The sequence below is a fragment of the Tenacibaculum sp. L6 genome, from assembly GCF_028823685.1.
GTDB lineage: Bacteria > Bacteroidota > Bacteroidia > Flavobacteriales > Flavobacteriaceae > Polaribacter.
This window is the reverse complement of record NZ_JAPEHZ010000014.1, coordinates 13,223-38,043: the sequence shown is the minus strand read 5'-3', so window position 1 is coordinate 38,043 and position 24,821 is coordinate 13,223. Positions and strand designations below refer to the sequence as shown.

The 24,821-nt window shown below is 33.7% G+C and carries 21 protein-coding genes and 4 pseudogenes; 10 read left to right on the top strand and 15 right to left on the bottom strand.

Going from position 1 to position 24,821, the window contains the following annotated elements; all coding sequences use genetic code 11:
• Window positions 1-28 precede the first annotated feature (28 nt).
• Window positions 29-2,515, bottom strand: coding sequence for a type I DNA topoisomerase (topA, locus tag OU788_RS04615; RefSeq protein ID WP_274634069.1), 2,487 nt, complete (start codon window positions 2,513-2,515; stop codon window positions 29-31).
• Between the two features lie 197 nt (window positions 2,516-2,712).
• Here topA and miaB point away from each other — a divergent pair.
• From miaB to groL, 7 genes and pseudogenes are all read left to right on the top strand, one after another.
• Window positions 2,713-4,168: pseudogene (gene miaB, locus OU788_RS04610) on the top strand (tRNA (N6-isopentenyl adenosine(37)-C2)-methylthiotransferase MiaB).
• A gap of 82 nt (window positions 4,169-4,250) precedes the next feature.
• Window positions 4,251-5,432, top strand: coding sequence for a sigma-54 interaction domain-containing protein (locus tag OU788_RS04605; RefSeq protein WP_274634068.1), 1,182 nt, complete (start codon window positions 4,251-4,253; stop codon window positions 5,430-5,432).
• A gap of 39 nt (window positions 5,433-5,471) precedes the next feature.
• Window positions 5,472-5,978 carry an LptE family protein gene (locus OU788_RS04600; RefSeq protein WP_274634067.1) on the top strand — a complete coding sequence of 169 codons (507 nt, stop codon included), beginning with the start codon at window positions 5,472-5,474 and terminating at the stop codon, window positions 5,976-5,978.
• A 5-nt stretch (window positions 5,979-5,983) separates the two neighbouring features.
• Window positions 5,984-6,736: a hypothetical protein gene (locus tag OU788_RS04595; RefSeq protein WP_274634066.1), complete on the top strand. Its 753-nt coding sequence runs from the start codon at window positions 5,984-5,986 to the stop codon at window positions 6,734-6,736.
• On the top strand, window positions 6,737-7,081 hold the full coding sequence (secG, locus tag OU788_RS04590) for a preprotein translocase subunit SecG (protein WP_274634065.1): 345 nt from the start codon (window positions 6,737-6,739) through the stop codon (window positions 7,079-7,081).
• A 161-nt stretch (window positions 7,082-7,242) separates the two neighbouring features.
• Window positions 7,243-7,518 carry a co-chaperone GroES gene (locus tag OU788_RS04585; protein ID WP_028892451.1) on the top strand — a complete coding sequence of 92 codons (276 nt, stop codon included), beginning with the start codon at window positions 7,243-7,245 and terminating at the stop codon, window positions 7,516-7,518.
• Between the two features lie 100 nt (window positions 7,519-7,618).
• Window positions 7,619-9,250: a chaperonin GroEL gene (gene groL / locus OU788_RS04580; protein WP_274634064.1), complete on the top strand. Its 1,632-nt coding sequence runs from the start codon at window positions 7,619-7,621 to the stop codon at window positions 9,248-9,250.
• A gap of 72 nt (window positions 9,251-9,322) precedes the next feature.
• Here the strand turns inward: groL and OU788_RS04575 are convergent, their stop codons facing one another.
• The 14 genes and pseudogenes from OU788_RS04575 to OU788_RS04510 form a co-directional block, all read right to left on the bottom strand.
• Entirely contained in the window at window positions 9,323-10,300 is a 978-nt protein-coding gene (locus OU788_RS04575) for a polyprenyl synthetase family protein (protein ID WP_274634063.1), read from the bottom strand.
• Between the two features lie 26 nt (window positions 10,301-10,326).
• Window positions 10,327-11,367: a 23S rRNA (adenine(2503)-C(2))-methyltransferase RlmN gene (rlmN, locus tag OU788_RS04570; protein WP_274634062.1), complete on the bottom strand. Its 1,041-nt coding sequence runs from the start codon at window positions 11,365-11,367 to the stop codon at window positions 10,327-10,329.
• Between the two features lie 68 nt (window positions 11,368-11,435).
• Window positions 11,436-12,485, bottom strand: a complete 1,050-nt coding sequence (queA, locus tag OU788_RS04565; RefSeq protein WP_274634061.1) for a tRNA preQ1(34) S-adenosylmethionine ribosyltransferase-isomerase QueA — start codon at window positions 12,483-12,485, stop codon at window positions 11,436-11,438.
• Window positions 12,486-12,552: 67 nt separating this feature from the next.
• Complete coding sequence (locus OU788_RS04560; RefSeq protein WP_274634060.1) at window positions 12,553-13,782, bottom strand: 3-phosphoshikimate 1-carboxyvinyltransferase; 1,230 nt, start codon at window positions 13,780-13,782, stop codon at window positions 12,553-12,555.
• A 3-nt stretch (window positions 13,783-13,785) separates the two neighbouring features.
• Window positions 13,786-14,058, bottom strand: coding sequence for a hypothetical protein (locus OU788_RS04555; protein WP_274634059.1), 273 nt, complete (start codon window positions 14,056-14,058; stop codon window positions 13,786-13,788).
• A gap of 1 nt (window position 14,059) precedes the next feature.
• Entirely contained in the window at window positions 14,060-14,308 is a 249-nt protein-coding gene (locus tag OU788_RS04550) for a hypothetical protein (RefSeq protein WP_274634058.1), read from the bottom strand.
• Entirely contained in the window at window positions 14,309-14,635 is a 327-nt protein-coding gene (locus tag OU788_RS04545) for a nucleotide pyrophosphohydrolase (protein WP_274634057.1), read from the bottom strand. It lies immediately after the preceding gene.
• A 70-nt stretch (window positions 14,636-14,705) separates the two neighbouring features.
• Entirely contained in the window at window positions 14,706-15,962 is a 1,257-nt protein-coding gene (locus OU788_RS04540) for an MDR family MFS transporter (protein ID WP_274634056.1), read from the bottom strand.
• Window positions 15,963-16,198: 236 nt separating this feature from the next.
• Window positions 16,199-16,951, bottom strand: coding sequence for a cyclase family protein (locus OU788_RS04535; protein WP_274634055.1), 753 nt, complete (start codon window positions 16,949-16,951; stop codon window positions 16,199-16,201).
• Window positions 16,952-16,963: 12 nt separating this feature from the next.
• Entirely contained in the window at window positions 16,964-18,145 is a 1,182-nt protein-coding gene (gene hemW, locus OU788_RS04530; RefSeq protein ID WP_274634081.1) for a radical SAM family heme chaperone HemW, read from the bottom strand.
• A gap of 114 nt (window positions 18,146-18,259) precedes the next feature.
• A pseudogene (gene ruvC, locus OU788_RS04525) lies at window positions 18,260-18,718 on the bottom strand (crossover junction endodeoxyribonuclease RuvC); the annotation flags it as partial.
• Window positions 18,719-18,726: 8 nt separating this feature from the next.
• Window positions 18,727-20,349 (bottom strand): adenine deaminase, encoded by a 1,623-nt coding sequence (ade, locus tag OU788_RS04520; protein WP_274634054.1) that lies wholly within the window; start codon window positions 20,347-20,349, stop codon window positions 18,727-18,729.
• A 78-nt stretch (window positions 20,350-20,427) separates the two neighbouring features.
• Window positions 20,428-22,036, bottom strand: a pseudogene (gene pckA / locus OU788_RS04515) (phosphoenolpyruvate carboxykinase (ATP)).
• An 86-nt stretch (window positions 22,037-22,122) separates the two neighbouring features.
• Window positions 22,123-22,503: a DUF423 domain-containing protein gene (locus OU788_RS04510; RefSeq protein WP_274634053.1), complete on the bottom strand. Its 381-nt coding sequence runs from the start codon at window positions 22,501-22,503 to the stop codon at window positions 22,123-22,125.
• 81 nt (window positions 22,504-22,584) lie between these two features.
• Here OU788_RS04510 and OU788_RS04505 point away from each other — a divergent pair, with 81 nt between their 5' ends.
• The 3 genes and pseudogenes from OU788_RS04505 to OU788_RS04495 form a co-directional block, all read left to right on the top strand.
• Entirely contained in the window at window positions 22,585-23,955 is a 1,371-nt protein-coding gene (locus OU788_RS04505; protein WP_274634052.1) for a saccharopine dehydrogenase family protein, read from the top strand.
• 134 nt (window positions 23,956-24,089) lie between these two features.
• Entirely contained in the window at window positions 24,090-24,566 is a 477-nt protein-coding gene (locus OU788_RS04500; RefSeq protein WP_274634051.1) for a hypothetical protein, read from the top strand.
• An 89-nt stretch (window positions 24,567-24,655) separates the two neighbouring features.
• A pseudogene (locus OU788_RS04495) lies at window positions 24,656-24,784 on the top strand (Crp/Fnr family transcriptional regulator); the annotation flags it as partial.
• Window positions 24,785-24,821: the final 37 nt, after the last annotated feature.

Genomic DNA, 24,821 nt, shown 5'->3' with positions numbered 1-24,821 from the left:
AGCAAACTATTTTTTATAGAACGCTTCTTTATTTCTTTTTGGTTACTTTCTTCTTTGCGGTTTTCTTTTTTGGAGTTTTTGCCTCTATCATCTTAACCACCTCTTCTTGCGTTAACTTCTCAATCTCTGTAGTTTTAGGTAATTCAATCTTTATTTTACCTTTAATTACATTAAAACGACCCCAACGTGCTTTTTCAACTCGAATACCTACTTCTTCAAAATTATGAATTAGTTTTTCGCGTTCTTTTTTCTTTTTGTCTTCGATTAACTCTTCTAAATCTGACTGACTTAAATTATCAAAATCGTATTTTTTGTTAACGTTGATGAAGATTGAATTCCACTTGATAAAAGGTCCAAATCGACCAACTCCTTTTTGAATTGGCATTCCTTCGTACTCACCAATAGGAGCATCTGCTTTACGTTTAGCTTCAATTAATTCAATGGCTCTGTCCATATCTACCGACATAGGGTTTTCATCTTTGTCAAGCGACACGTATTTTCCATCGAATTTAATGTAAGGGCCAAATCGACCGTTTGCTACTTCTACTTCCATACCTTCATAATCACCTAAAACTTTTGGCAACTTAAACAAGTCCATTGCTTCTTCGTAAGTGATAGAATTCATGGTTTGATCACCTTGCAAGCTCGCAAAACGTGGCTTTTCTTCATCGGTAGCTTCACCAATCTGAACCATTGCTCCGTAACGACCTAAACGTACATATACATTTTTACCACTTTCAGGATCTATACCTAACAAACGCTCTCCTTTTGCTCTTTCTGCATTCGCTGCAACATCTTCTACAACCACATGAAAGTTTTTGTAGAAATCTTTAATCATTGCTGTCCAATCCTCATTTCCTTCAGCAATTTCATCAAATTCGTTTTCAACTTTAGCAGTGAAGCCGTAATCTAAAATTGTTTCAAAATTAGCTACTAAGAAATCATTTACAATATTTCCTATATCTGTCGGAACTAATTTTCCTTTATCAGAACCTACTCGTTCTGTTAAAACTTGCTCAGATACTAGTTGATTTGCTAAACTTAGCTGGATATAATTTCTTTCTTTTCCTTCAACAGTTCCTTTTTCAACATACTCTCTTCTTTGAATCGTTGAAATTGTTGGTGCATAGGTTGACGGACGTCCTATACCTAACTCTTCTAACTGTTTTACCAAAGCAGCTTCGGTATATCTTGCTGGCGGACGCGTGTAACGTTCTGTTGCTGTAATTAATTCGTTTATTAATGATTCATTTACTTCCATCTTAGGTAACATTCCTGCTTGCTCTTCATCTTCATTATCTGTACCTTCTAAATACACTTTTAAGAAACCTTCAAAAGTAATTACCTCTCCATTTGCTGTAAACTGCTTCTTGTTTTTTGTATTGTCAATTTTCACAACTGTACGTTCTAATTGTGCTTCGCTCATTTGTGAAGCTAGCGTACGTTTCCAAATTAAACTATATAGTCTATCTTGATCATAATCTACAGAAACCTCGTGACGTGTCATATCTGTAGGACGAATCGCCTCGTGCGCCTCTTGTGCTCCTTTTGTTTTGGTTGAAAAATTACGTGGCTTGCTGTATTCCTCTCCGTAAGAAGCTATAATTTCTTCTTGCGCTGCATTTTTAGCATCATCAGATAAATTAACGCTATCTGTTCTCATGTAAGTTATCAACCCCGCTTCATATAAACGTTGCGCCATCATCATCGTTTTTGCCACTGGAAAACCTAGCTTTCTAGATGCTTCCTGTTGCAATGTTGACGTTGTAAATGGTGGTGCTGGTGATTTCTTTGCTGGTTTTTGTTGTAAATCTGCTACCGAAAACGCTGCATCTGCACAAGAGTTTAAGAATTTTTCTGCTTCTTCTTTGGTTGAAAAGTTCTTTGCTAACTTTGCTTTAAACTTTTTCCCTTCAGCGTTTACAAACTCTGCATCTACACGATAAGAAGCTTCTGTTTCAAAACTTTCTATCTCACGTTCGCGCTCTACAATTAAACGTACTGCTACTGACTGAACTCTACCTGCCGATAAACCAGGTTTTACTTTTCTCCATAATACTGGAGATAACTCATAACCTACAATTCTATCTAACACACGTCGTGCTTGTTGCGCATCTACTAAATTATAATTAATAGTACGTGGATTTTCAATTGCCTTTAAAATTGCTTGCTTCGTAATTGAGTTAAAAACAATACGTTTTGTGTTTTCCTCCTTTAGTTTTAATTGTTCTGCTAAATGCCATGCAATAGCTTCTCCCTCGCGATCCTCATCGGAAGCTAACCAAACAGTTTCTGCTTTCTTTGCTAAATCTTTTAGTTTTTTTACTACCGCTTTTTTATCGGTAGAAACTATATATTTTGGTTTAAAATCTCCTTCTACATTTACCCCTAATTCCTTAGATGGTAAGTCTGCAATGTGTCCAAAACTCGATTCAACCTGAAAATCTTTTCCTAAAAACTTTTCTATTGTTTTTGCCTTAGCAGGTGACTCAACTATTACTAAATTTTTTGCCATACGTCTTTATCTCATTATCACTTTACACCTTATTAATATAGGTATAATTCAGTTTGCAAAAGTATATAGTTTTTTTTTAATGTTTAATTTTTAGTAAAACTTTACCTTTTATTAAACAAAACTATCCATGTCAATTTGTCACAAATAATACTTTTTGGTTGTATATTTGCACCCTATTTAGCACGATTTTAGGATTTATGGAACACGTAGAAAAAATAATTGATGAGAAACAACAAGGAAAAGCCCTTGTTACAGAACACAAAGAAGGAAACAACAAAAAAGCTTTTTATAGAAAGCTATGGTTGTCAAATGAATATGAACGATAGCGAAATTGTGGCGTCAATTTTAGCAGAACAAGGTTTTAACACCACTCAAAATTTAGAAGATGCTGATTTGGTACTGGTAAACACTTGCTCTATTCGTGAAAAAGCTGAAACCACAGTTCGTAACAGACTTCAAAAATACAACGCTGTTAAAAAGGTAAATCCAACTATGAAAGTTGGAGTACTTGGTTGTATGGCAGAGCGATTAAAAGAGAAATTTTTAGAGGAGGAAAAAATCGTTGATTTGGTTGTGGGTCCTGATGCTTATCGTGATTTACCTAATTTAATTGAAGAAGTTGATGCTGGGCGTGATGCAGTAAATGTAATTTTATCGAAAGAAGAAACCTATGCTGATGTTTCTCCTGTACGTTTAAACTCTAACGGAGTTTCTGCCTTTGTATCTATTACTCGTGGTTGCGATAACATGTGTACATTCTGTGTAGTTCCTTTTACTCGTGGTCGTGAGCGTAGTCGTGATCCAAAGAGTATTATTGAAGAAATTCGCAGTATGCAAGAAAAAAACTTCAAGGAAATTACGTTACTAGGTCAAAATGTTGATTCCTATTTATGGTATGGTGGTGGATTGAAAAAAGATTTCAAAAAAGCTTCTGAATTAGCACAAGCTTCTGCAGTAGATTTCGCTCAGTTGTTAGATATGTGTGCTACTGAATTCCCAAAAATGCGTTTCCGTTTTTCTACCTCAAATCCGCAGGATATGACATTGGATGTAATTCACGTAATGGCGAAACACAAAAATATTTGTAAATACATTCACTTACCTGTTCAAAGTGGAAGTAACGCAATGCTTGAGGCGATGAATCGTCAACATACTCGTGAAGAATATATGGAGTTGGTTGATAATATTTACAAAATTATCCCTGAAATGGCTTTAAGTCAAGATATGATTGCAGGTTTCTGTGGAGAAACAGAGCAAGATCATAAAGATACTTTAGAATTAATGGAGCATGTAAAATATAGCTTCGGATTTATGTTTGCCTACTCTGAAAGACCTGGAACCTTAGCTGCTAAAAAAATGGAAGATGATGTTCCGTTAGAAACTAAAAAACGTCGTTTACAAGAAATCATCGATTTACAGCAAGAGCACAGTTTATACAGAACAAAAGAAAACCTTGGTCAAGTTCAAGAAGTATTGATTGAAGGAACATCAAAAAAGAATCCTAACGAGTGGAAAGGTCGTAATACACAAAATACCGTGGTAGTTTTCCCTAAAGAAAATTATAAAATGGGTGATTTTGTAAATGTTCGTATTGACGATTGTACATCCACTACCTTAAAAGGTACAGCTGTTGGGTATTCTGACAATAACTAATTTTTAGAAAAGAGAGTCAAGAGAAAAGAAAAAAGACACAATCTTTTCTCTCTGTTCTTTTTTCTCTATTCTAAAGAAAGAAATGGAAAATTTACAAGCTATAAAACACGCGATTCGAGTGGCTCCTACCGATATTTCAGTACTTGTTACTGGAGAAAGCGGTGTTGGAAAAGAAAATATCCCGAGAATTATTCATCAACTGTCACACAGAAAACATGCAAAATACATTGCTGTTAACTGTGGTGCGATTCCTGAAGGAACTATAGATAGTGAATTATTCGGACACGAAAAAGGGGCGTTTACAGGAGCTACACAAACCCGTAAAGGGTATTTTGAAGTAGCTGATGGAGGAACCATTTTTTTAGACGAAGTAGGTGAACTTCCTTTAACTACCCAAGTGCGTTTGTTACGTGTGTTAGAAAATGGTGAGTTTATTAAAGTTGGTTCTTCTCAAGTACAAAAAACAAACGTGCGTATTGTTGCTGCAACCAACGTAAATATGCAAGAAGCTATTGCTAAAGAAAAATTTAGAGAAGATTTATATTATCGTTTAAGTACTATAGAAATTTCTTTGCCTGCATTGAGAAATCGTGGAGAAGATATTCACTTGTTATTTAGAAAATTTGCAGCCGATTTTGCTCAAAAATACCGAATGCCAACCATTCGATTGGACGAAAATGCTGTAAGAATTTTATTAAACTATAGTTTTCCTGGAAACATTCGTCAGTTAAAAAATATTGCGGAACAAATATCTATTGTTGAGGAAGATAGATTAATCACTCCAGAAAAATTAGTTCAATACCTACCTGATAATCGAAGTAATTTACCTGCTATTGTTGGAGGAAAATCAACCAGTCAATCAGATTTTGCTACCGAACGAGATATTATGTATAAAATTTTGTTCGACATGCGTAATGATATCAACGACTTAAAAAAGTTAACACTCGATTTAATGCAGAGTGGTAATTTAGAGGAAGTACAAGAAGAAAATCATCGATTAATTGAACGTATTTATCAGGATCAAGATTTATCAGAAGTTTCAAATGTTGAAGTAGTTCAACTTCCTAAAGTTTCTCAACCTCAAGATGATTATGATTATGCTGAAACTATTGAGGAAGATGAAAGCTTGTCATTACAAGACAAAGAAATTGAAATGATACGTAAATCGCTCGAAAAAAACAACGGAAAACGTAAGTTAGCAGCGAAAGAATTAGGGATTTCTGAACGAACTCTATACCGAAAAATTAAACAATACGACTTATAAGCTAATTTGTTTATTTTTACAACTCACTCACAATTTCAAATGAAAAAAACTCTTTATATACTGTCTTTATTTATTGGTTTAACTACCATTATTGGTTGTGGTGCTTACTCTTTTACGGGTGGTAACACAGGAAATGCGAAAACAATCCAAGTTGATTTTTTCTCAAATCAGGCACCTTTAGTTGAACCAATACTTAGCCAAAAGTTCACACAAGATTTACAAGACCTCTTTACTCGTCAAACCAATTTAACGTTAATTAAAGCTGGAGGAGACTTGCATTTTTCAGGTGAAATTGTCGATTATCGCATTACTCCTATGAGTGCTACTGCACAACAAACTGCAGCTCAAAACAGATTAACAATTTCTGTGAATGTAAACTTTGTGAATGCTCTTGAAGAAAAAGATAATTTTGAAAAACGTTTTTCTTTCTATTACGATTACGGAGCTAACCAACAGTTAACTGGATCGGTATTAGAAACAGCTTTAGATGAAATTATAGAGCGTATTACGCAAGATATTTTTAATGCTTCTGTAGCTAAATGGTAAACTAATTGGATAAGGATAAATACATACAATTTTTAGAAAAACCTGAATTAATTTCGGCAGAAAATTCTTCGGAAATCACAGCTCTTATCCAAGAGTATCCTTATTTTCAATCTGCCAGAGCTTTACGTTTAAAAGTTTTAAGAAACCAAGAAAGCTATAAATACAATAACGAGTTAAAAATCACAGCTGCTTATACAACTGATAGAACCGTTTTGTTTGACTTTATTACTTCAGAAGCTTTTAAAGAAACTCCTAAAAAGGAAGAAAAACTTAGCTTAAAAGATAAAATTCTTCCGAAGAAAAAAACAACAGAAGTTGAAACTATCGAAGAAGATTTAGCCATCGGAAAACCACTTTCTTTTACACAAAACGAAACCTTTTCCTTCAATCAGTGGTTACAATTATCTTCTAAAAAAACTATTGTAAGAGATATTGCTCCTCCTCAGAAAGAAGAAAAAAAGCAAGAGGAAGAAACAACTCCTATAAAGTCTGAACACGAAGCTATTATTGATCGTTTTATAGAAACAGCTCCCAAAATATCCCGACCAAATAAAACATCTACGACTGATGTTAAAATAGCCGACAACCAACAAAGCAACCAATTAGCTACGGAAACTTTAGCCAAGGTTTATCTTGAACAAAAGAAATACGATAGCGCAATTCAAGCATATAAAATTTTAAGTTTGAAATATCCAGAAAAAAGTGGTTTCTTTGCAGACCAAATTAAAAGAATACAAATTTTACAAAACAATAAATAGATGACAACGTATACTTTACTTTTAGTTTTAATATTGATTGTTGCAATAGCATTAATCTTAATTGTAATGGTTCAAAATCCTAAAGGTGGAGGATTATCTTCATCATTTGGAGGCGGTGGTGCTCAAAATATTGGAGGTGTACAAAATACAAACAGCTTTTTAGACAGAACTACTTGGACATTAGCTATTACTATGTTTGCTTTAATTTTATTAGCAAACTTTGCTATTCCAAGAGGTAATGCAGCTGATACTCCTCAGTTAGATGACACTTTAAACAATATTGAAACTACAACTACTCCTGCTACTCCAGCAGCGACAGATACTGTTAAAGACAGCGCTCAGTAGTTTGTAATAAAAACATAAAAAATGCCAACGTAAATGACACGTTGGCATTTTTTTTATATATAAACCTAAGCTCTTAGAAAAATTGTCAGCAAAAAATCAATGGCATAATTTCTGACAAAAATTAAGCAGTAATTTTAATTTAATCAATCAAAATATATAAAATGGGATTAAACATTAAACCTTTAGCAGACAGAGTTCTTGTTGAACCAGCTGCAGCAGAAACTACTACAGCATCAGGAATCATTATTCCTGACAACGCAAAGGAAAAACCACAAAAAGGAACTATCGTAGCCGTAGGAAACGGTACAAAAGATGAACCTTTAACTGTAAAAGTTGGTGATACTGTTTTATACGGAAAGTACGCTGGTACTGAACTTAAATTGGAAGGAAAAGATTATTTAATTATGAGAGAAAGCGACATTTTCGCTATTATCTAAAATTTCTTTGCTATTAGCTTTTCGCTACTAGCCAATAAAACAAAAAATTAAAAACTAAGCCAAAAGCTATATGCTAACGGCCAAAAAAACTTAAACAAACATGGCAAAAGATATAAAATTTGATGTAGACGCTCGCGACGGATTAAAACGTGGAGTAGATGCATTGGCAAATGCAGTAAAAGTAACTTTAGGACCTAAAGGACGTAACGTAATTATTTCTAAAGCATTCGGAGCTCCTCACGTAACAAAAGACGGAGTTTCTGTTGCTAAAGAAGTAGAGTTAGAAGACGAGCTAGAAAACATGGGAGCTCAAATGGTAAAAGAAGTAGCTTCTAAAACTAACGACTTAGCAGGTGACGGTACTACTACCGCAACTGTATTAGCACAAGCTATCGTAAAAGAAGGATTAAAAAACGTTGCTGCGGGAGCAAATCCAATGGATTTAAAACGCGGTATTGATAAAGCTGTAACTGCTATTACTGAAGATTTAGCAAAACAAGCTAAAGAAGTTGGTGATTCATCTGAAAAAATTCAACAAGTAGCTTCAATTTCTTCTAACAACGATGCTGTTATCGGTAATTTAATTGCTGAAGCTTTTGGTAAAGTTGGAAAAGAAGGTGTAATTACTGTTGAAGAAGCTAAAGGAACAGATACGTATGTTGATGTTGTTGAAGGTATGCAATTCGATCGTGGATACTTATCTCCATATTTCGTAACTGATGCTGATAAAATGATTGCTGATTTAGAAAATCCATACATTTTATTATTCGATAAGAAGATTTCTAACTTACAAGAGATCTTACCTATTTTAGAACCAGTAGCACAATCAGGAAGACCTTTATTAATTGTTGCTGAAGATGTTGACGGACAAGCATTGGCTACTTTAGTAGTAAACAAATTACGTGGTGGATTAAAAATTGCTGCTGTTAAAGCTCCTGGATTTGGAGACCGTAGAAAGGCAATGTTAGAAGACATCGCTATTTTAACTGGTGGTACTGTAATTTCTGAAGAAAGAGGTTTTTCTTTAGAAAATGCAACTTTAGAGTTATTAGGAACTGCTGAAACAGTAACAATCGATAAGGATAACACTACAATTGTAAATGGTTCTGGTGACGAAGCACAAATTAAAGCTCGTGTAAACCAAATTAAAGCACAAATTGAAACGACTACTTCTGACTACGATCGTGAAAAATTACAAGAGCGTTTGGCTAAATTAGCTGGTGGAGTTGCTGTATTATACGTAGGTGCGGCTTCTGAAGTAGAAATGAAAGAAAAGAAAGACCGTGTTGATGACGCTTTACACGCTACTCGTGCTGCTGTAGAAGAAGGTATCGTAGCTGGTGGAGGTGTTGCTTTAGTACGTGCTAAAAAAGTATTAGAAACTATCACTACTGATAATTTAGATGAAACTACAGGTATTCAAATTGTAAACAGAGCAATTGAAGCTCCGTTACGTACCATTGTTGAAAACGCTGGTGGAGAAGGTTCTGTAGTTATCAATAAAGTTTTAGAAGGAAATCAAAACTTTGGATACGATGCGAAGTCTGAAACATACGTAGATATGTTAGAAGCTGGTATTATTGATCCTAAGAAAGTAACTCGTGTAGCGTTAGAAAATGCTGCCTCTGTTGCAGGTATGATCTTAACTACGGAATGTGCTTTAGTAGATATTAAAGAAGATAACCCAGGTGGAATGCCTCCAATGGGTGGTGGAATGCCAGGAATGATGTAGTGACGAATCGCCACAGATAGATATAAAAAAACCTCGAGATAATTCTCGAGGTTTTTACTTTATATAGTTTTTCTAAATCTTACGCTCCACAACATAATCAATCATTTGAAGTAGTGATTTTTTGTAGTCAGAGTCTGGATAATTATCTAAAATAGCTAAGGCTTTGTTTTTATAATCCAACATTTTAGCAGTAGTATATTCTAGTCCACCATTTTGTTTTACAAAGGCAATCACCTCTTTTACTCGCTTTTTATTCGTGTTGTGTTTTTTAACAGAGTTAATCAACCAAGATTTTTCTTTTTTAGAGCAATTATTCAAGGTATAAATTAACGGAAGTGTCATTTTTTGCTCCTTAATGTCTATACCGGTAGGTTTCCCTATTTTATCTTCTGTGTAATCGAATAAATCATCTTTAATTTGGAATGCAATACCAATGTATTCTCCAAACTTACGCATTTGCTGGATTGTTTCATTGTTCGCTCCTACAGAAGCTGCACCAATTCCACAACAAGCTGCTATTAAAGTTGCTGTTTTTTGACTAATAATTTCAAAATAAACTTCCTCCGTAATATCTAGTTTACGCGCTTTTTCAATCTGCAGCAACTCCCCTTCACTCATTTCACGTACCGCAATCGAAATCAATTTTAGCAAGTCAAAATCTTCATTATCTATAGAAAGTAATAATCCTTTAGAAAGTAAATAATCACCTACTAAAACAGCTATTTTATTTTTCCATAAGGCATTCATTGAAAAGAATCCCCTACGACGATTACTATCATCAACCACATCATCGTGTACTAATGTTGCTGTATGGATTAACTCTACTACTGACGCCCCACGATAGGTACGTTCATCAAATCCTCCGTTAGAAACCATTTTTGCGACCAAAAACACAAACATTGGTCGCATTTGCTTTCCTTTTCTACGAACGATATAATACGTAATTCTGTTTAATAATGGGATTTTAGATAGCATCGAATCTTTGAACTTAGTTTCAAAGAGTTCCATTTCTTTTGCTATGGGAAGTTTTATTTGCTCTACTGGCTTCATGGCTAGCAAATGTAAGAAATAAATACCTAACTTTTATTCGCTAATTGCCCGCAAGCAGCATCAATATCTTTACCTCTAGAACGACGTACATTCACCACAATATCATTCATTTCTAAATTAGAAATGTAGTTATTGATAGCTCTTTCAGAAGCTTGTTGAAACTCGCCATCATCAATCGGGTTGTATTCAATTAAATTAACTTTACACGGAATGTATTTACAGAATTCAACCAACGCATTGATATCCTCTTTTCGATCGTTAATTCCGTTCCAAACTACATACTCATAAGTTACTTTTCGTTTGGTTTTTTCATACCAATATTCCAATGCTTCGCGTAAATCTTTCAGTGGAAATGTAGCGTTAAATGGCATAATCGAAGTTCGAACTTCTTCTATGGCTGAATGCAATGAAACGGCTAAGTTAAAACGCACCTCATCATCTGCCATTTTCTTTATTATTTTAGGTACTCCTGAAGTAGACACAGTAATTCTACGAGCAGCCATTCCTAAGCCTTCTGGTGAGGTAATTTTATCAATTGCCTTGATAACATTGTTGTAATTCATTAAAGGCTCTCCCATTCCCATAAACACAATATTTGATAATTTATGGTTATGATATAACCTACTTTGCTTGTCAATAGCAACTACCTGATCGTAAATTTCATCAGCATTCAAATTACGCATACGTTTTAAACGCGCTGTTGCACAAAATTTACAATCTAAACTACATCCTACCTGACTTGACACACAAGCGGTTGTTCTTGTTTCCGTAGGAATTAAAACCGACTCTACAATCAACCCATCATGTAATTTGATAGCATTTTTTATCGTACCATCATTACTACGTTGCATTGCATCAACTTCAATATGATTTATTACAAAATTATCATCTAACATTTGACGTGTTGCTTTTGATAAACTTGTCATATCATCGAACGAATGGGCCGCTTTATGCCACAACCATTCATATACCTGATTTCCTCGAAAGGCTTTATCTCCATTCTCTACAAAAAAATCACGTAGTTGTTCTTTAGTTAATGCTCGTATGTCTTTTTTCTTCGTTGTCATCAGGTACAAAAATACACAAAACCTCACAAGTTACTTGTGAGGTTTTGCTAATGATTATAAAAGTTGTTTTATAAAATTAACATCGCATCTCCGTACGAGTAAAATTTATATTTTTCTTTGATTGCTTCTTGGTAAGCTTCCATCATAAAATCATGACCTGCAAATGCTGAAACCATCATTAATAAGGTAGATTTTGGTGTGTGAAAGTTTGTTACCATACAGTTAGCGATGCTAAAATCGTATGGAGGGAAAATAAACTTGTTTGTCCAACCTTCATAAGCATTTAACTGCTTGCTAGAAGACACAGAAGACTCTACTGTTCTCATTACCGTAGTACCTACAGCACAAACTCTTCTCTTTTCTTCTATTGCTTTGTTTACGATATCTGCACTTGTTTGAGGGATAATGATTTGCTCAGAATCCATTTTATGCTTAGATAAATCTTCTACTTCCACAGGATTAAAAGTTCCTAATCCAACGTGTAAAGTAGTTTCAGCAAAATCTACTCCTTTAATCTCTAAGCGTTTCATTAAGTGCTTAGAAAAGTGTAGTCCTGCTGTTGGAGCTGCTACCGCACCTTCGTGCTTAGCAAATATTGTTTGGTAACGCTCTTCATCTTGTGGCTCTACCTCACGCTTGATATATTTTGGTAACGGAGTTTCTCCTAAATCAATTAATTTTTGTCTAAATTCTTCGTAAGAGCCGTCAAATAAGAAACGTAATGTTCTTCCGCGAGAAGTTGTATTATCAATTACTTCTGCTACTAAACTATCATCATCTCCAAAGAATAATTTGTTTCCTATTCTTATTTTTCTTGCCGGATCTACTAATACATCCCACAAACGATTTTCAGCATTTAATTCGCGTAATAAGAATACTTCAATACGAGCTCCTGTTTTTTCTTTATTTCCGTACATACGAGCAGGAAATACTTTCGTATTGTTTAACATCATTACATCTCCCTCATCAAAATAATCGATTAAGTCTCTAAACAACTTATGCTCAATTTTTTGAGTATCACGATGTAATACCATTAAACGTGCTTCATCTCTATGCTCTGATGGGTATTCTGCCAATAATTCCTTTGGCAAGTCAAAATCAAAATTTGATAATTTCATTTGTAAAATTTTCTTAACGGAGGCAAATATACAATTTCAACATAGGGGTTGTCAAGTGATTGCCTGTTTATTTTATCTCTTCACTTTTTATTCCAACAATAGCCATATCTTTCCAAAAGCTTCGATATGATTTTGTTACCACCTCAGCTTCTAAAATTTCTATCGGAACTTTTAAAGCTAATGGTGCAAATGCCATTGCCATTCGATGATCGTTATAGGTTGCTATTTGAATATTTTCTTTAATTTCTTCGGAAGCTTTTAAATGTAAACTCTCATTAGTTACAGAAATAATCGCTCCTAATTTTGTTAATTCTTCACGTAAAGCTTCTAAGCGATCTGTTTCTTTGATTTTTAATGTATGTAATCCTGATAAATCGCAAGCTATTCCTAATCCGAAACAAGTAACTGCAATGGTTTGAGCAATGTCTGGAGCACTTTTTAAATCTTGCTCTAACACATTTGAATTATGTTGTCCTTCTTTAGTTAATCTGATAGAGTTTTTTTCAAAAGTGGTACTTACTCCAAAATGTTGATAAATCTTTGCCAAACAACAATCGCCTTGCAAACTGTCTTTTTTATACGCTGATAACTTTACAGAAGAACCTACATCACTCAATGCAATCATCGAATAAAAATAAGATGCCGAACTCCAATCAGACTCTACAACAATTGTTTGTTTCTCTACTGTTGATTTAGGTTTTATTTTAATAACCTGTCCTCCAAACTCAGCTTCAATTTCTAATTGATGTAACAACTGCAAGGTCATATTGATATAGGGAACTGAAGTAATTTTGCCTACCAACTCAATCTCCAATCCGTTTTGTAAACTTGGAGCAATTAGCATTAATGCTGAAATATATTGACTACTTACATTTCCATTAATTGAAACTTTATCCTTTATTAGTTTTTTTCCTGATATTTTGAGTGGCGGATATCCTTCTTTTTCTACATATTCTATATCTGCTCCTAAATCACGAAGCGCATTAACCAAGATTTCAATTGGTCGATTATGCATACGGTCTGAACCTTGCAATATTTTTGTAATACCTTCTTGTGCTGCAAAAAAAGCAGTTAAAAAACGCATCGCAGTTCCTGCATGTCCAATGTCTGCAACTGTATCATCAGAAGTTAACGCTTCTTGTAAATGGTGTGTATCATCTGAGTCTGATAAATTTTCTATCTGTAAATTGGGATATAATTGCTGTAAAATCAACAATCTATTTGATTCACTTTTTGAGCCTGATATCGTTATTTCAGAAGTTATTTTCTGAGTATTTGTACTGAGTTGTAAATTCATTGCTTATTTATTTTTCCATCCTTCATTCCATCCTTTTCTTATATAATGAAAAACTCTAAAGAATACACTAAAAAATACTGCCTGAAAAAGTACTTGTTTCCAATCAAAAACTATACTTTCAAAAACAATACTCGTTAAAAAATTTGCTACTCCAAACATTAAAAACAATAATGGCACATAAATAAGTAGATATCTTATTAAGGATATTTTGTTGACCAATTCGGTTTCTTCTTCAATATTCTTATTTAGTTTTTCTTCTAGTTTTTCAAAACGCATATTACTTCATTCTTTTATTAACTATGTACATACTATAAATTACCGTAATAACAATTTTGCTTAACCAAAAACGAATCCATTGTTTGTTTGCAAAATGCACATTATAAACAGTTTCAAAGTCCCCAGAAAAAATAGCGCCTCCTGTTTTAAATAACAGAGAAAACAATGCTACAACCACTAAAAACGGGATTCCTACTTTTATTACATTGATCCAAAAGCTTCCTTTTTGTATATTTTTTATAAGACTCATTTATTGTAATTTTTCGTTGTTATGATGACGATCGTGGTCACGTTTGGTTTTTAAATCTAATTTCTTATCAAACGCCTCTTGTAGATTCACTCCTGTTTGATTTGCTAAACATAACACTACAAAAACTACATCCGCTAACTCTTCTCCTAAATCTTTATTTTTATCACTTTCTTTTTCGCTTTGTTCACCATAACGACGCGCAATAATTCGTGCAACCTCACCTACTTCTTCAGTTAATTGCGCCATGTTTGTTAGCTCATTAAAGTAACGAACTCCATGGTTTTTAATCCATTCATCTACTTGTTTTTGTGCGTCTTGTATATTCATAATGTACTTTTGTTTAGTATTCTTTGATAAAAGCTTCAAAGATAAAACTTCTGTATTTTAATCGGTTTAACTATGCTGTTTTTTCTAGGTTTATTGATGGATTAATTTCAACTTCAAAACTACTTTTCTTTTCCTTTTTTATAATTCGCATCAACATGAATAAAAACAACACCCCAATTCCTGATATTACAATCATAAAATTCCATGTATTATTAAATCCGAAATTATCGATTAATTGCATTCCTGAATTATGAGCAAAAATATGAGACATTGAAAACGCAATACTATAATATGCCATATATTCTCCTTGATTTCCTTTTTTGGCGCGCTCCATCACAAAGGCATTTGAAAAAGGGAATGCAATCATTTCTCCAATAGTCATTAACAACATTCCAACAATTAAAATTCCTACCCAACCAATTAGATTGATTACTACAAAGCTCAACCCTGTAAGTAGTAAGCCAAAAAACATTAAAAACTCTTTGGAATACTTACTTTTTTCTAACCAAGTAATCAGTGGCATTTCTAATAGAAAAATGAAAAATCCATTCATTCCCAATAACATTCCTATTTCTAATTCTGTTAAATGATGTACATCTTTATAATAGATTGGCATGGTAGAAAAATATTGTAAGAAGATAAATCCAAAAACAAACATTCCTACAAAGAATACCCAAAAAGCCTTATCAGAAAATACCGATTGTGGATTTTCTGCCTTTATTTCATCTAATACTCTTGCTTTTTTAGGATGCAAAACATTTACCAATAGTATAGTTGCTAAAACACAAGTTATTCCATCTACCCAAAACAATCCGCTATAATCCATTGAGGTTATTATTAATCCTCCAACAGCGGGACCTGCAGAAAAACCTAAATTAATTGCCAAACGAATTAAGGTTACCGAACGTGTTTTATTTTCTGGTTTACTATAGGTATTTAAAGCCACAAACATGGCAGGTCTAAAAGTATCTGCAACTAGCATTACCAAAAAAATACCAAGACAAAATCCCCAAAAAGTATCTACAAATTGTAAGGCTATAAAAAGTAATCCTGTTAAAAACAAACTGGTTTTCATTACTTTATAAAAACCTATTTTATCTGCTAATTTTCCTCCTAACCAAGATCCTACAACAGAACCTACCCCGAAGCAAGTCATAATCCAACCTACATCTTTTAAGGAAAAATGTAAACTTTCTCTCAAATACAATGACATAAACGGAATTACCATTGTACCTGCTCTGTTTATTAAAGTTATTAAAGCGAGCCACCATACTTCGCTTGAGAGACCTTTGAAAGTATCTAAATAATTAAAATAAAGTTTTTTCATGTGGTTTGGTGTTGATTGTTGATTGTTGATATAAAAATAAAAAGTCCGACTATGAAGTCGGACTTTTTATTATCGTTATATTTTATATAAACATAATTATAATACATACATAGCCCGATCTGTCCTGTGTCTCACCACAGTCGATTTACATTGCTTATATGTATTAAAAATTGTCATTTTCTTAATTATTGAATTGTAAAACTAGTAAAAAAATAATTACATCAACACAAAAAAGGTTAAATAATTTCGTAAAGCACTGGTTTGCTTGGCGTAGCATCATTTTCAAACGGCGCTATCATTAGGTTTAAAAAATAGGTTCCATCCTTAATTTTATTTGACACATAAATAAACTCGGTAATGGTTGCCTGCATTCTAATCGCTCCTTTTGTATCCCAAAAAGCATTGTGTGCTAGTAACTTTCCTTCGTCCTTCTCTTTATCTACCGAAGGTAAATCAATCAACAAATGCTCTATTCCTTTTTCTTTGAGGTACTCTGCAGCTTCTTCTAACAAATAAGGCGGATTGGTATGAGAATATCGCATCGATTTTTTTTCTGATAAATTCGGAATTGTTCTAATTACAATAGCATCTCTTTTTTTATTTCCTAAAGCATATTGCAGTTGCCGCTTTTTAGAAATCACAAAGTCTTTGTTTTCTACTTGTTCTGGAGCAATAGTAACTACTTCTGCCAGAAAGAAAAACTTTTCTAAATTCTTATTTATTGAATGTACTTCTTCAGTAATATGTCCTACACACTCTGTGTGTGTGATATGTGAATGCGGATTGAACTGTATGTTATTAAAATTCACATCTGCTCCTTGCTGAACACTTCCTGTCCAAGCTCCATCTGAAACTGGAAATATTTTAGGATCGTCAAGATACCAAGCATTTACATTCTCCTTGGTTGTATCAATCGCTATTGAAATATCAAGTGGTTTTGATAAATCAATTTTATATTTTTTTGAATTGTATTCAATAGTTGCTATCATACCCAAATATAATTAAATAATAAATAGCTCTGAAGCAAGCCCATCTGCTAAGAACTTTCCATTTTCTGTCGTTTTCAAAACTTCATTTGTAATAACTAATAAACCTTGAGCAATAAACTTCTCAGCATTTTTGAGAAGTTCTTTTCTAAATTCCTCTCCAAAATCCTGTGCTATTTTTTCTAGAGACACTCCCCAAATGGTTCTTAATCCTGTCATTAAATATTCATTAAACTGATCTTTTATGGTGAGTTTCTCTTGCTCTAAAGGGAGTTTTCCTTCATGAATTGCTTTGATATATTTTGCATTATTCGCTACATTCCAACTACGGTGTGTTTTATTAAACGAATGTGCTGAAGGGCCTATTCCTATATATTTTTTTCCTAACCAATAACTCATATTGTGTTTTGAAAAATAGTTCGGTCTTCCAAAGTTGGAAATTTCGTAGTGTATAAATCCGTTTTTAGCTGTTTCTGCTACCAAAATATCAAAATGTTCTTTGGCTACCGTTTCGTCAACATCAGGATACTTTCCTTGCTTAATAAAAGAATCTAAAGCCGTTTTTGGCTCAACAGTAAGCGCATAGGATGAAATATGATTAATACCGAAATCAAAAGCTATTTGCAGATTTTCTTTCCAGCGTTCATTACTCATATTTGGAACTCCGTAAATCAAATCAATGGTAATATTATCAAAGCTGCCAGTGGCAGCTAACAGGCAATCTTTTGCTTCTTGTGCATTATGAGCACGGTTCATTAATTGTAAATCTTCTTCAAAAAAAGATTGAATTCCGATACTTAAACGATTAACAGGAGTTTTAGACAATTCTATTATTTTTTCTTCTGATAAATCATCTGGGTTGGCCTCTAAAGTAATTTCTGGATTTGTTACTACTGTATAATTTTCATAGATAGATGTCAGTAACAACTCTATTTCTTGAATAGACAATAAACTTGGAGTTCCTCCTCCAAAATAGATGGTTTCTATCTCTTCATTTTGTAGTTCTTCCTTTCGTAATTCTAGCTCTTTTACTAAGCAAGCAACTAACTCTTCTTTCTTTTTTAAAGATGTAGAAAAGTGAAAATCGCAATAATAGCACGCTTGCTTACAAAATGGGATATGTAGATAAATTCCACAAGCCCCTCCTAACCTCCCCGAAGGGGAGGAACTTTGTAACTTTGTAGTATTCTCTTCCATAAATATGTAACTTTTACTCCCATATTTTACTTTTCCTGGGTTCTGTTTTACAAACGCTGCCCAACCTGTATAGTTTTTACCTCCAACTTTAGTTCCTGAATTATAGTAATGACATACGGCAGCTGCCAAACCATCAGTGGCATCTAAGTTTTTAGGCAACTCTTTTAAGTTTAATAGCGATTTTAGCATTAACGCTACTTGTTCTTTACTAGAGGTACCTTTACCTGTAATTGCCATTTTTATTTTCTTAGGAGCATACTCCGTTACAGGAATTTGACGCGACAATCCTGCTGCCATGGCTACTCCTTGTGCACGTCCTAGTTTTAACATGGATTGTACATTCTTTCCAAAAAAAGGGGCTTCTAAGGCTATTTCATCTGGATTATAGGTATCTATCAACTCAATAGTACGCTCAAAAATGATTTTCAATTTTAAGTAATGATCATCGTATTTTTTTAAGAGCAATTCATTCATTTGAACAAATTCCATCTTTTTTCCTACCACCTTTATAATTCCAAACCCCATAATGGAGGTTCCTGGGTCAATACCTAATATAATTTTTTCTGTCTTCAAACTCTCGTTTATTTAACTTCTAAAGAAGTAAATTTAAATGTGTTTCCATCAAACAACCCTTTGTCTGATAGTTTTAAGGATGGAATTACCAACAATGCCATAAAAGATAAGGTCATGTACGGAGCTCGTAATTTGCTCCCTAATTGTTTTGCCATCGCATCCAACTCTGCATAGGCTTTCCCTATTTCAATAGCTGGTTTATCTGACATGATTCCTGCCACAGGAAGCGGAACAACTTTTTCTTCTAAAGATGTTACCGCGCAAACCCCTCCTTTATTTTCAATCAATAAGTTTACCGCTTTACATATCAATTCATCCGATACGCCAACTGCAATAATATTGTGAGAATCATGCCCTACTGAACTTGCTATTGCTCCTTCTTTTAATCCGAAGTTTTTAATAAAAGCTATAGAAGGCTCCGCACTTTTATAACGGTTAACTACGGTCATTTTTAGCACATCGTTTGCTACATCAGAAACTAAATTCCCATCTTTAATTAACGAATCTGCTTCTATTTCATTTGTCACTAATTCTCCATCTAAAGCTTCAATCACTCGAATCTTTTCAGATGCTGAATGAAACTCGAAATCAGCAACATTTTTTTTATCAGTGTCAAAATTATTCAACACTTCAAAATCCACATGCGCTACAAATGATTTTCCATTTTCAGCCACTAATTCTCCATTAATATAGGTTTGTAGCACTTCAAACTTTTGTAAGTCTTTCACCACAATAAAATCGGCATCATCTCCTTCATTTAAAGTCCCAACATCGAGATTGTAATGCTCTACAGGATTTATACAAGCAGCCTGTAATACTTTATAGACATCCATCCCTTTAGCTATAGCACGCTCACATAACTGGTTAATATGCCCTAACAACAAATCATCAGGATGTTTATCATCGGAACAGAACATCATATTCTCATAATATTCAGGAAGTAAATCGATTAACGTTTCAAAATTTTTCGCAGCACTTCCTTCTCGAATGATGACTTTCATTCCTTTTTGCAGCTTCTCTAATCCTTCTTCATAGGTAAAACATTCGTGATCGGTATAGATTCCTGCCGCTATATATTTATCTAAATCTTCACCTCTTAATCCTGGCGTATGTCCATCAACTGGTTTGTTGTAATGTTTTGCCCAAGCGATTTTTTTCAACACTTCCTCATCTTGATAAATGACTCCTGGGTAATTCATCATTTCTGCTAAATATTTGATATCAGGATTCTGCATCATTTTTTTGATATCTTCTGAATCAATCACCGCCCCTGCACTTTCAAAAGAAGTCGCAGGCACACAGGATGGTGCTCCAAAATTGAATTTTAACGGGGCTTTTTTTCCATTCTCAATCATGAAGTCCACACCTTTTACACCTAACACATTGGCTATTTCATGCGGGTCAGACACCGTTGCTACCGTACCATGCGTTACGGCTATTTTTGCAAACTCGGACGGCACCAACATAGAACTTTCTATATGAATATGCGCATCGATAAATCCAGGTAAAATATAATTTTCTACAGCATGGTTAACTTCTCTAATCTGAATAATCTTTCCTTCTTTAACCTCAACTTCACCTTTAAAAATCCTCTTGGTTTGTATATCAACTATATTTCCTTGTACTATCATGTCTTACTATTTAGCTATGCTAAAATACATAGTATTTACGCATAAAAAAAGCATCCGATTTGGATGCTTTTTAAAGTTTTATTTTTCTGCTGCTGGAGGACCTCCCGCTAAAATTTCATCATTCGCATATTCTTCAAACTTCTTAAAGTTGTTTCTAAACGAATCTGCTAATTTATGTGCAGTTTTGTAATATTCTTCGTCGTTATCCCAAGCTTTACGTTGACTTAACAACTCGTCTGGAACTCCTGGGCACGTTCTTGGTTGCGCTAATCCAAATACAGAGTGGATTCTGAAATCTTCAGGAGTACTTCCTAATTCTCCGTTTAACGCTGCATTAATCATTGCACGCGTGTACTTTAGTTTCATTCTGTGACCAACTCCGTAAGGTCCTGCTGTCCAACCTGTGTTTACTAACCAAACGTTTACACCTGTTTCTTTTCATTTTTTCGCTTAACATTTCTGCGTAACGAGTTGGGTGTAATGGCATAAATGGCGCACCAAAACATGCCGAGAAACTTGGTTGTGGCTCTGTTACACCTGCTTCTGTACCTGCTACTTTAGCTGTATAACCAGAAATGAAGTGATAAGCCGCTTGACCTGGTGTTAATTTTGAGATTGGAGGCAATACACCAAAAGCATCTGCTGTTAAGAAGAAGATGTTCTTAGGGTTTTTACCAATTGATGGAGTTTGAATATTTTCAATATGGTAAATCGGATAACTTACACGTGTATTTTGCGTGATAGAAGTATCAGCAAAATCAACGTTTCCTTTATCATCCATTACGATATTTTCAAGGATTGCTCCTCTTTTGATAGCTCCGTAAATTTCTGGTTCTTTTTCTTGAGATAAGTCGATTACTTTTGCGTAACATCCACCTTCAAAGTTAAAGATTGTGTTTTCTGCAGTCCAACCATGCTCATCATCACCAATTAAACTACGGTTAGGATCGGTAGATAAGGTAGTTTTACCTGTTCCTGATAATCCGAAGAAAATAGCCGTATCTCCATCTTTACCAACGTTTGCAGAACAGTGCATTGGTAAGGTATTTTTAAATACTGGTAAAATAAAGTTTAACGCAGAGAAAATACCTTTTTTAATCTCTCCTGTATATCCTGTACCACCAATTAATGCGATTTTCTTTCCGAAGTTTAAGATTGCAAAATTATGTTGGCGAGTTCCATCTACTTCCGGATCTGCCATAAAACCTGGAGCGTTAATTACTGTCCATTCTGGAGTAAAAGTTTTTAACTCCTCAGCTGTTGGACGTAAAAACATGTTGTAAGCAAACATGTTACTCCAAGGATATTCGTTTACTACACGAATATTTAATTTATAATCTTCATCTGCACATGCATAACTGTCACGTACAAATACTTCTTTATTTGATAAATAATTAGTTACTTTATCGTATAACTTGTCAAATTTTTCTGAATCAAAAGGAATATTGATATTTCCCCACCATACCTCATCTTTCGTAATATCATCTTTAACGATAAAACGATCCATAGGAGAACGTCCTGTAAACTCACCTGTATTAACAGCTATAGCTCCAAAACTAGTTTCTTTTCCTTGTCCTTTTTCAATAGTGATGTCGTGTAACTCGTCTGAAGTTAATTGATAACGAACCGTAGCGTCTTTTATGCCTAAGTTATCTAACGATATCGTTTTCGTATCAAGATTTGTCATCTTAAAAAATTTTAGTTGTGTTTAATTTTGGACAAAAATAGTTCTTTTTGATTAAACAGCTATATCAATAAAAGATTTTATCTACTTTAATTTTTAACAACTCTTTTAAAAAAGTTATACGCTAGTAATCCCCAACCAACAATTAATAGCACTCCGCCTAAAGGTGTTACAAACCAAATTGACTTTGCTGGTACACTTAATAAGTAGATTAGATAAATAGACCCTGAGAACAATAAAATTCCTGCTATTAAAAAATAACTTATCCTGTTTTTTTCTTTATTGGTAAACTCTGTGTACATGTTTACGAAAAGCAATAGCAACACATGAAAAAACTGATATCGAACTGCTGTTTCAAAACTCTCTAGAGCTTCAGGTGTTAATTTTGATTTTAAAGCATGTGCTCCAAAAGCTCCTAAAATTACAGCAATCATTCCCAAGACCGCTGCTGTTGTTAAATTTTTATACATTTATCCTGTTTTTGTTTAATTTTAAACTTTTTTAGCGATATTGTCGCCTCAAATATTATCCACTACAAAAATACATTATAAATGAGAAATATATTGATTATTGGTGCTGGTAGATCGAGCTCTTCACTTATAAAATATTTATTAGATAAATCTTCACAAGAAAACCTACATATTACTATTGGCGACGTTTCTTTAGAAAGTGCACAATCAAAAATCAACAACCATAAAAATGCTACGGCAATTCAATTAGATGTTTTCAATGCGGAAGAACGTGCTGATGCTATTCAAAAAGCAGATATCGTAATTTCTATGCTTCCTGCTAGTTTTCATATTGAAGTAGCTAAAGATTGTATTACCTATGGAAAACATATGGTAACGGCTTCTTATATTTCTAATGAAATGAAAGCTTTAGACGAAGAAGCAAAAGCCAAAGGATTGGTTTTTATGAATGAAATTGGTTTAGATCCTGGTATCGACCATATGAGTGCTATTCAAATCATTGATCGCATTAAAGATCAAGGCGGAAAAATGTTATTATTTGAATCGTTTTGTGGTGGGTTAGTAGCTCCTGAAAGTGATACAAATTTATGGAACTACAAATTTACTTGGAATCCAAGAAATGTGGTTTTAGCAGGTCAAGGTGGCGCTTCTATGTTTATTCAAGAAGGCACATATAAGTACATTCCGTATCATAAATTATTTAGAAGAACGGAGTTCATGACCGTTAACGGAAGTGGAAAGTTTGAAGCTTATGCTAACAGAGATTCTTTAAAATACAGAAGTATTTATGGGTTAGAAGATATTAAAACTATGTATCGTGGAACCATTCGTAAAGTTGGTTTTTCTCGTGCGTGGAATGTTTTTGTTCAATTAGGAATGACTGATGACACCTATACTATTGAAGATTCTGAAAACATGAGCTATCGTGATTTCACCAATCTGTTCTTAGCCTATTCTCCGTCTGATTCAGTAGAATTAAAGTTCCGTTCGTACTTAAAAATTGATCAAGATGATTTAATGTGGGATAAGTTTGTTGAATTAGACATTTTCAATCCAAACAAAAAAGTTGGGTTGAAAAACGCAACACCTGCTCAAATTTTACAAAAAATATTAATGGATTCTTGGACGCTTGAAAAAGATGATAAAGACATGATTGTTATGCATCATATTTTTGGATATCAATACAAAGAAGAGAATCATCAGATAGAAAGTAGTATGGTAATTAAAGGTGATGATCAAACCTATACTGCTATGGCAAAAACTGTAGGATTACCTGTAGCCATGGCAACCGTACGTATTTTAAATGGTGAAATTACCACTCCAGGAGTACAATTACCGATTAACAAAGAAGTGTATGAACCTATTTTAAAAGAATTAGAAGACTACGGAATTACCTTTGTAGAAAAAGAAGTTCCTTATTTAGGTTATAACCCTGAGAGTGTAAAAGGGTAGTTAAACTTCAAATATTTACTCTTTTTTAATAAATTAGCAATTGAGGATATTTTCTGGTATTATACTGGTTTATATCCTCAATTGTCATTAAAAAGAATTGTAACCAACAACTTATTTGTACGTATTTTACAATTATGGATAAAAAAATTGAAATCAAAGAAGGTTCTATCACCAGAGTAATTTCAAGAACAATAGGTTTAGTTATCATATCTTATTTAGTTTTCAACTTTTATGACAACCCCAGTATTTACGGTATTTGTATACTTATAATATCCTTTCAATTACTTGTAAGTGATGAAGCCTATACAATTACAGCTGACAGCAGAGGCATTGAAATATCCCATTCAAACCTTCTTAAAATATCAGCTTCAAAACAATATATTCGCTATTCTGAAATTAGTGATATTCGATTTATCCCAAGCAAGTTCTCTTTAACTATTTTCCTTCTCAATGCTATTATTCGCTCTGGCGCAGAATCACGTAAAGATTCCTTACTTACTATCTATAAAAAAAATGGAGATTTAATTGAAATGAAAGGAATAGGAAATAAAGGAGAGGTAAAATATTTACGAGAATTATTATCAACAAACCTCACTCAACAACAATCATAAAAAAATCATTCTAAAAGTTCGTATTTTTACACTTCAACATCACACTAACAAATGTCTGAAAGTGTTTTAAAAAATACATCAACAGCTACTCTAAAGAAGAAATGTACTTTAGATTTCAAGAAGAATTCCCTGAATTTGTACAACGAGTCCCTCAATATTTATTAGCGAGCTTTTTAGGATTAACTCCAGAGTACTTGAGTGAAATTAAAAGAAAATAACATTTCTTAAGCTAGTTTATTTTTTACTGAAATCTTC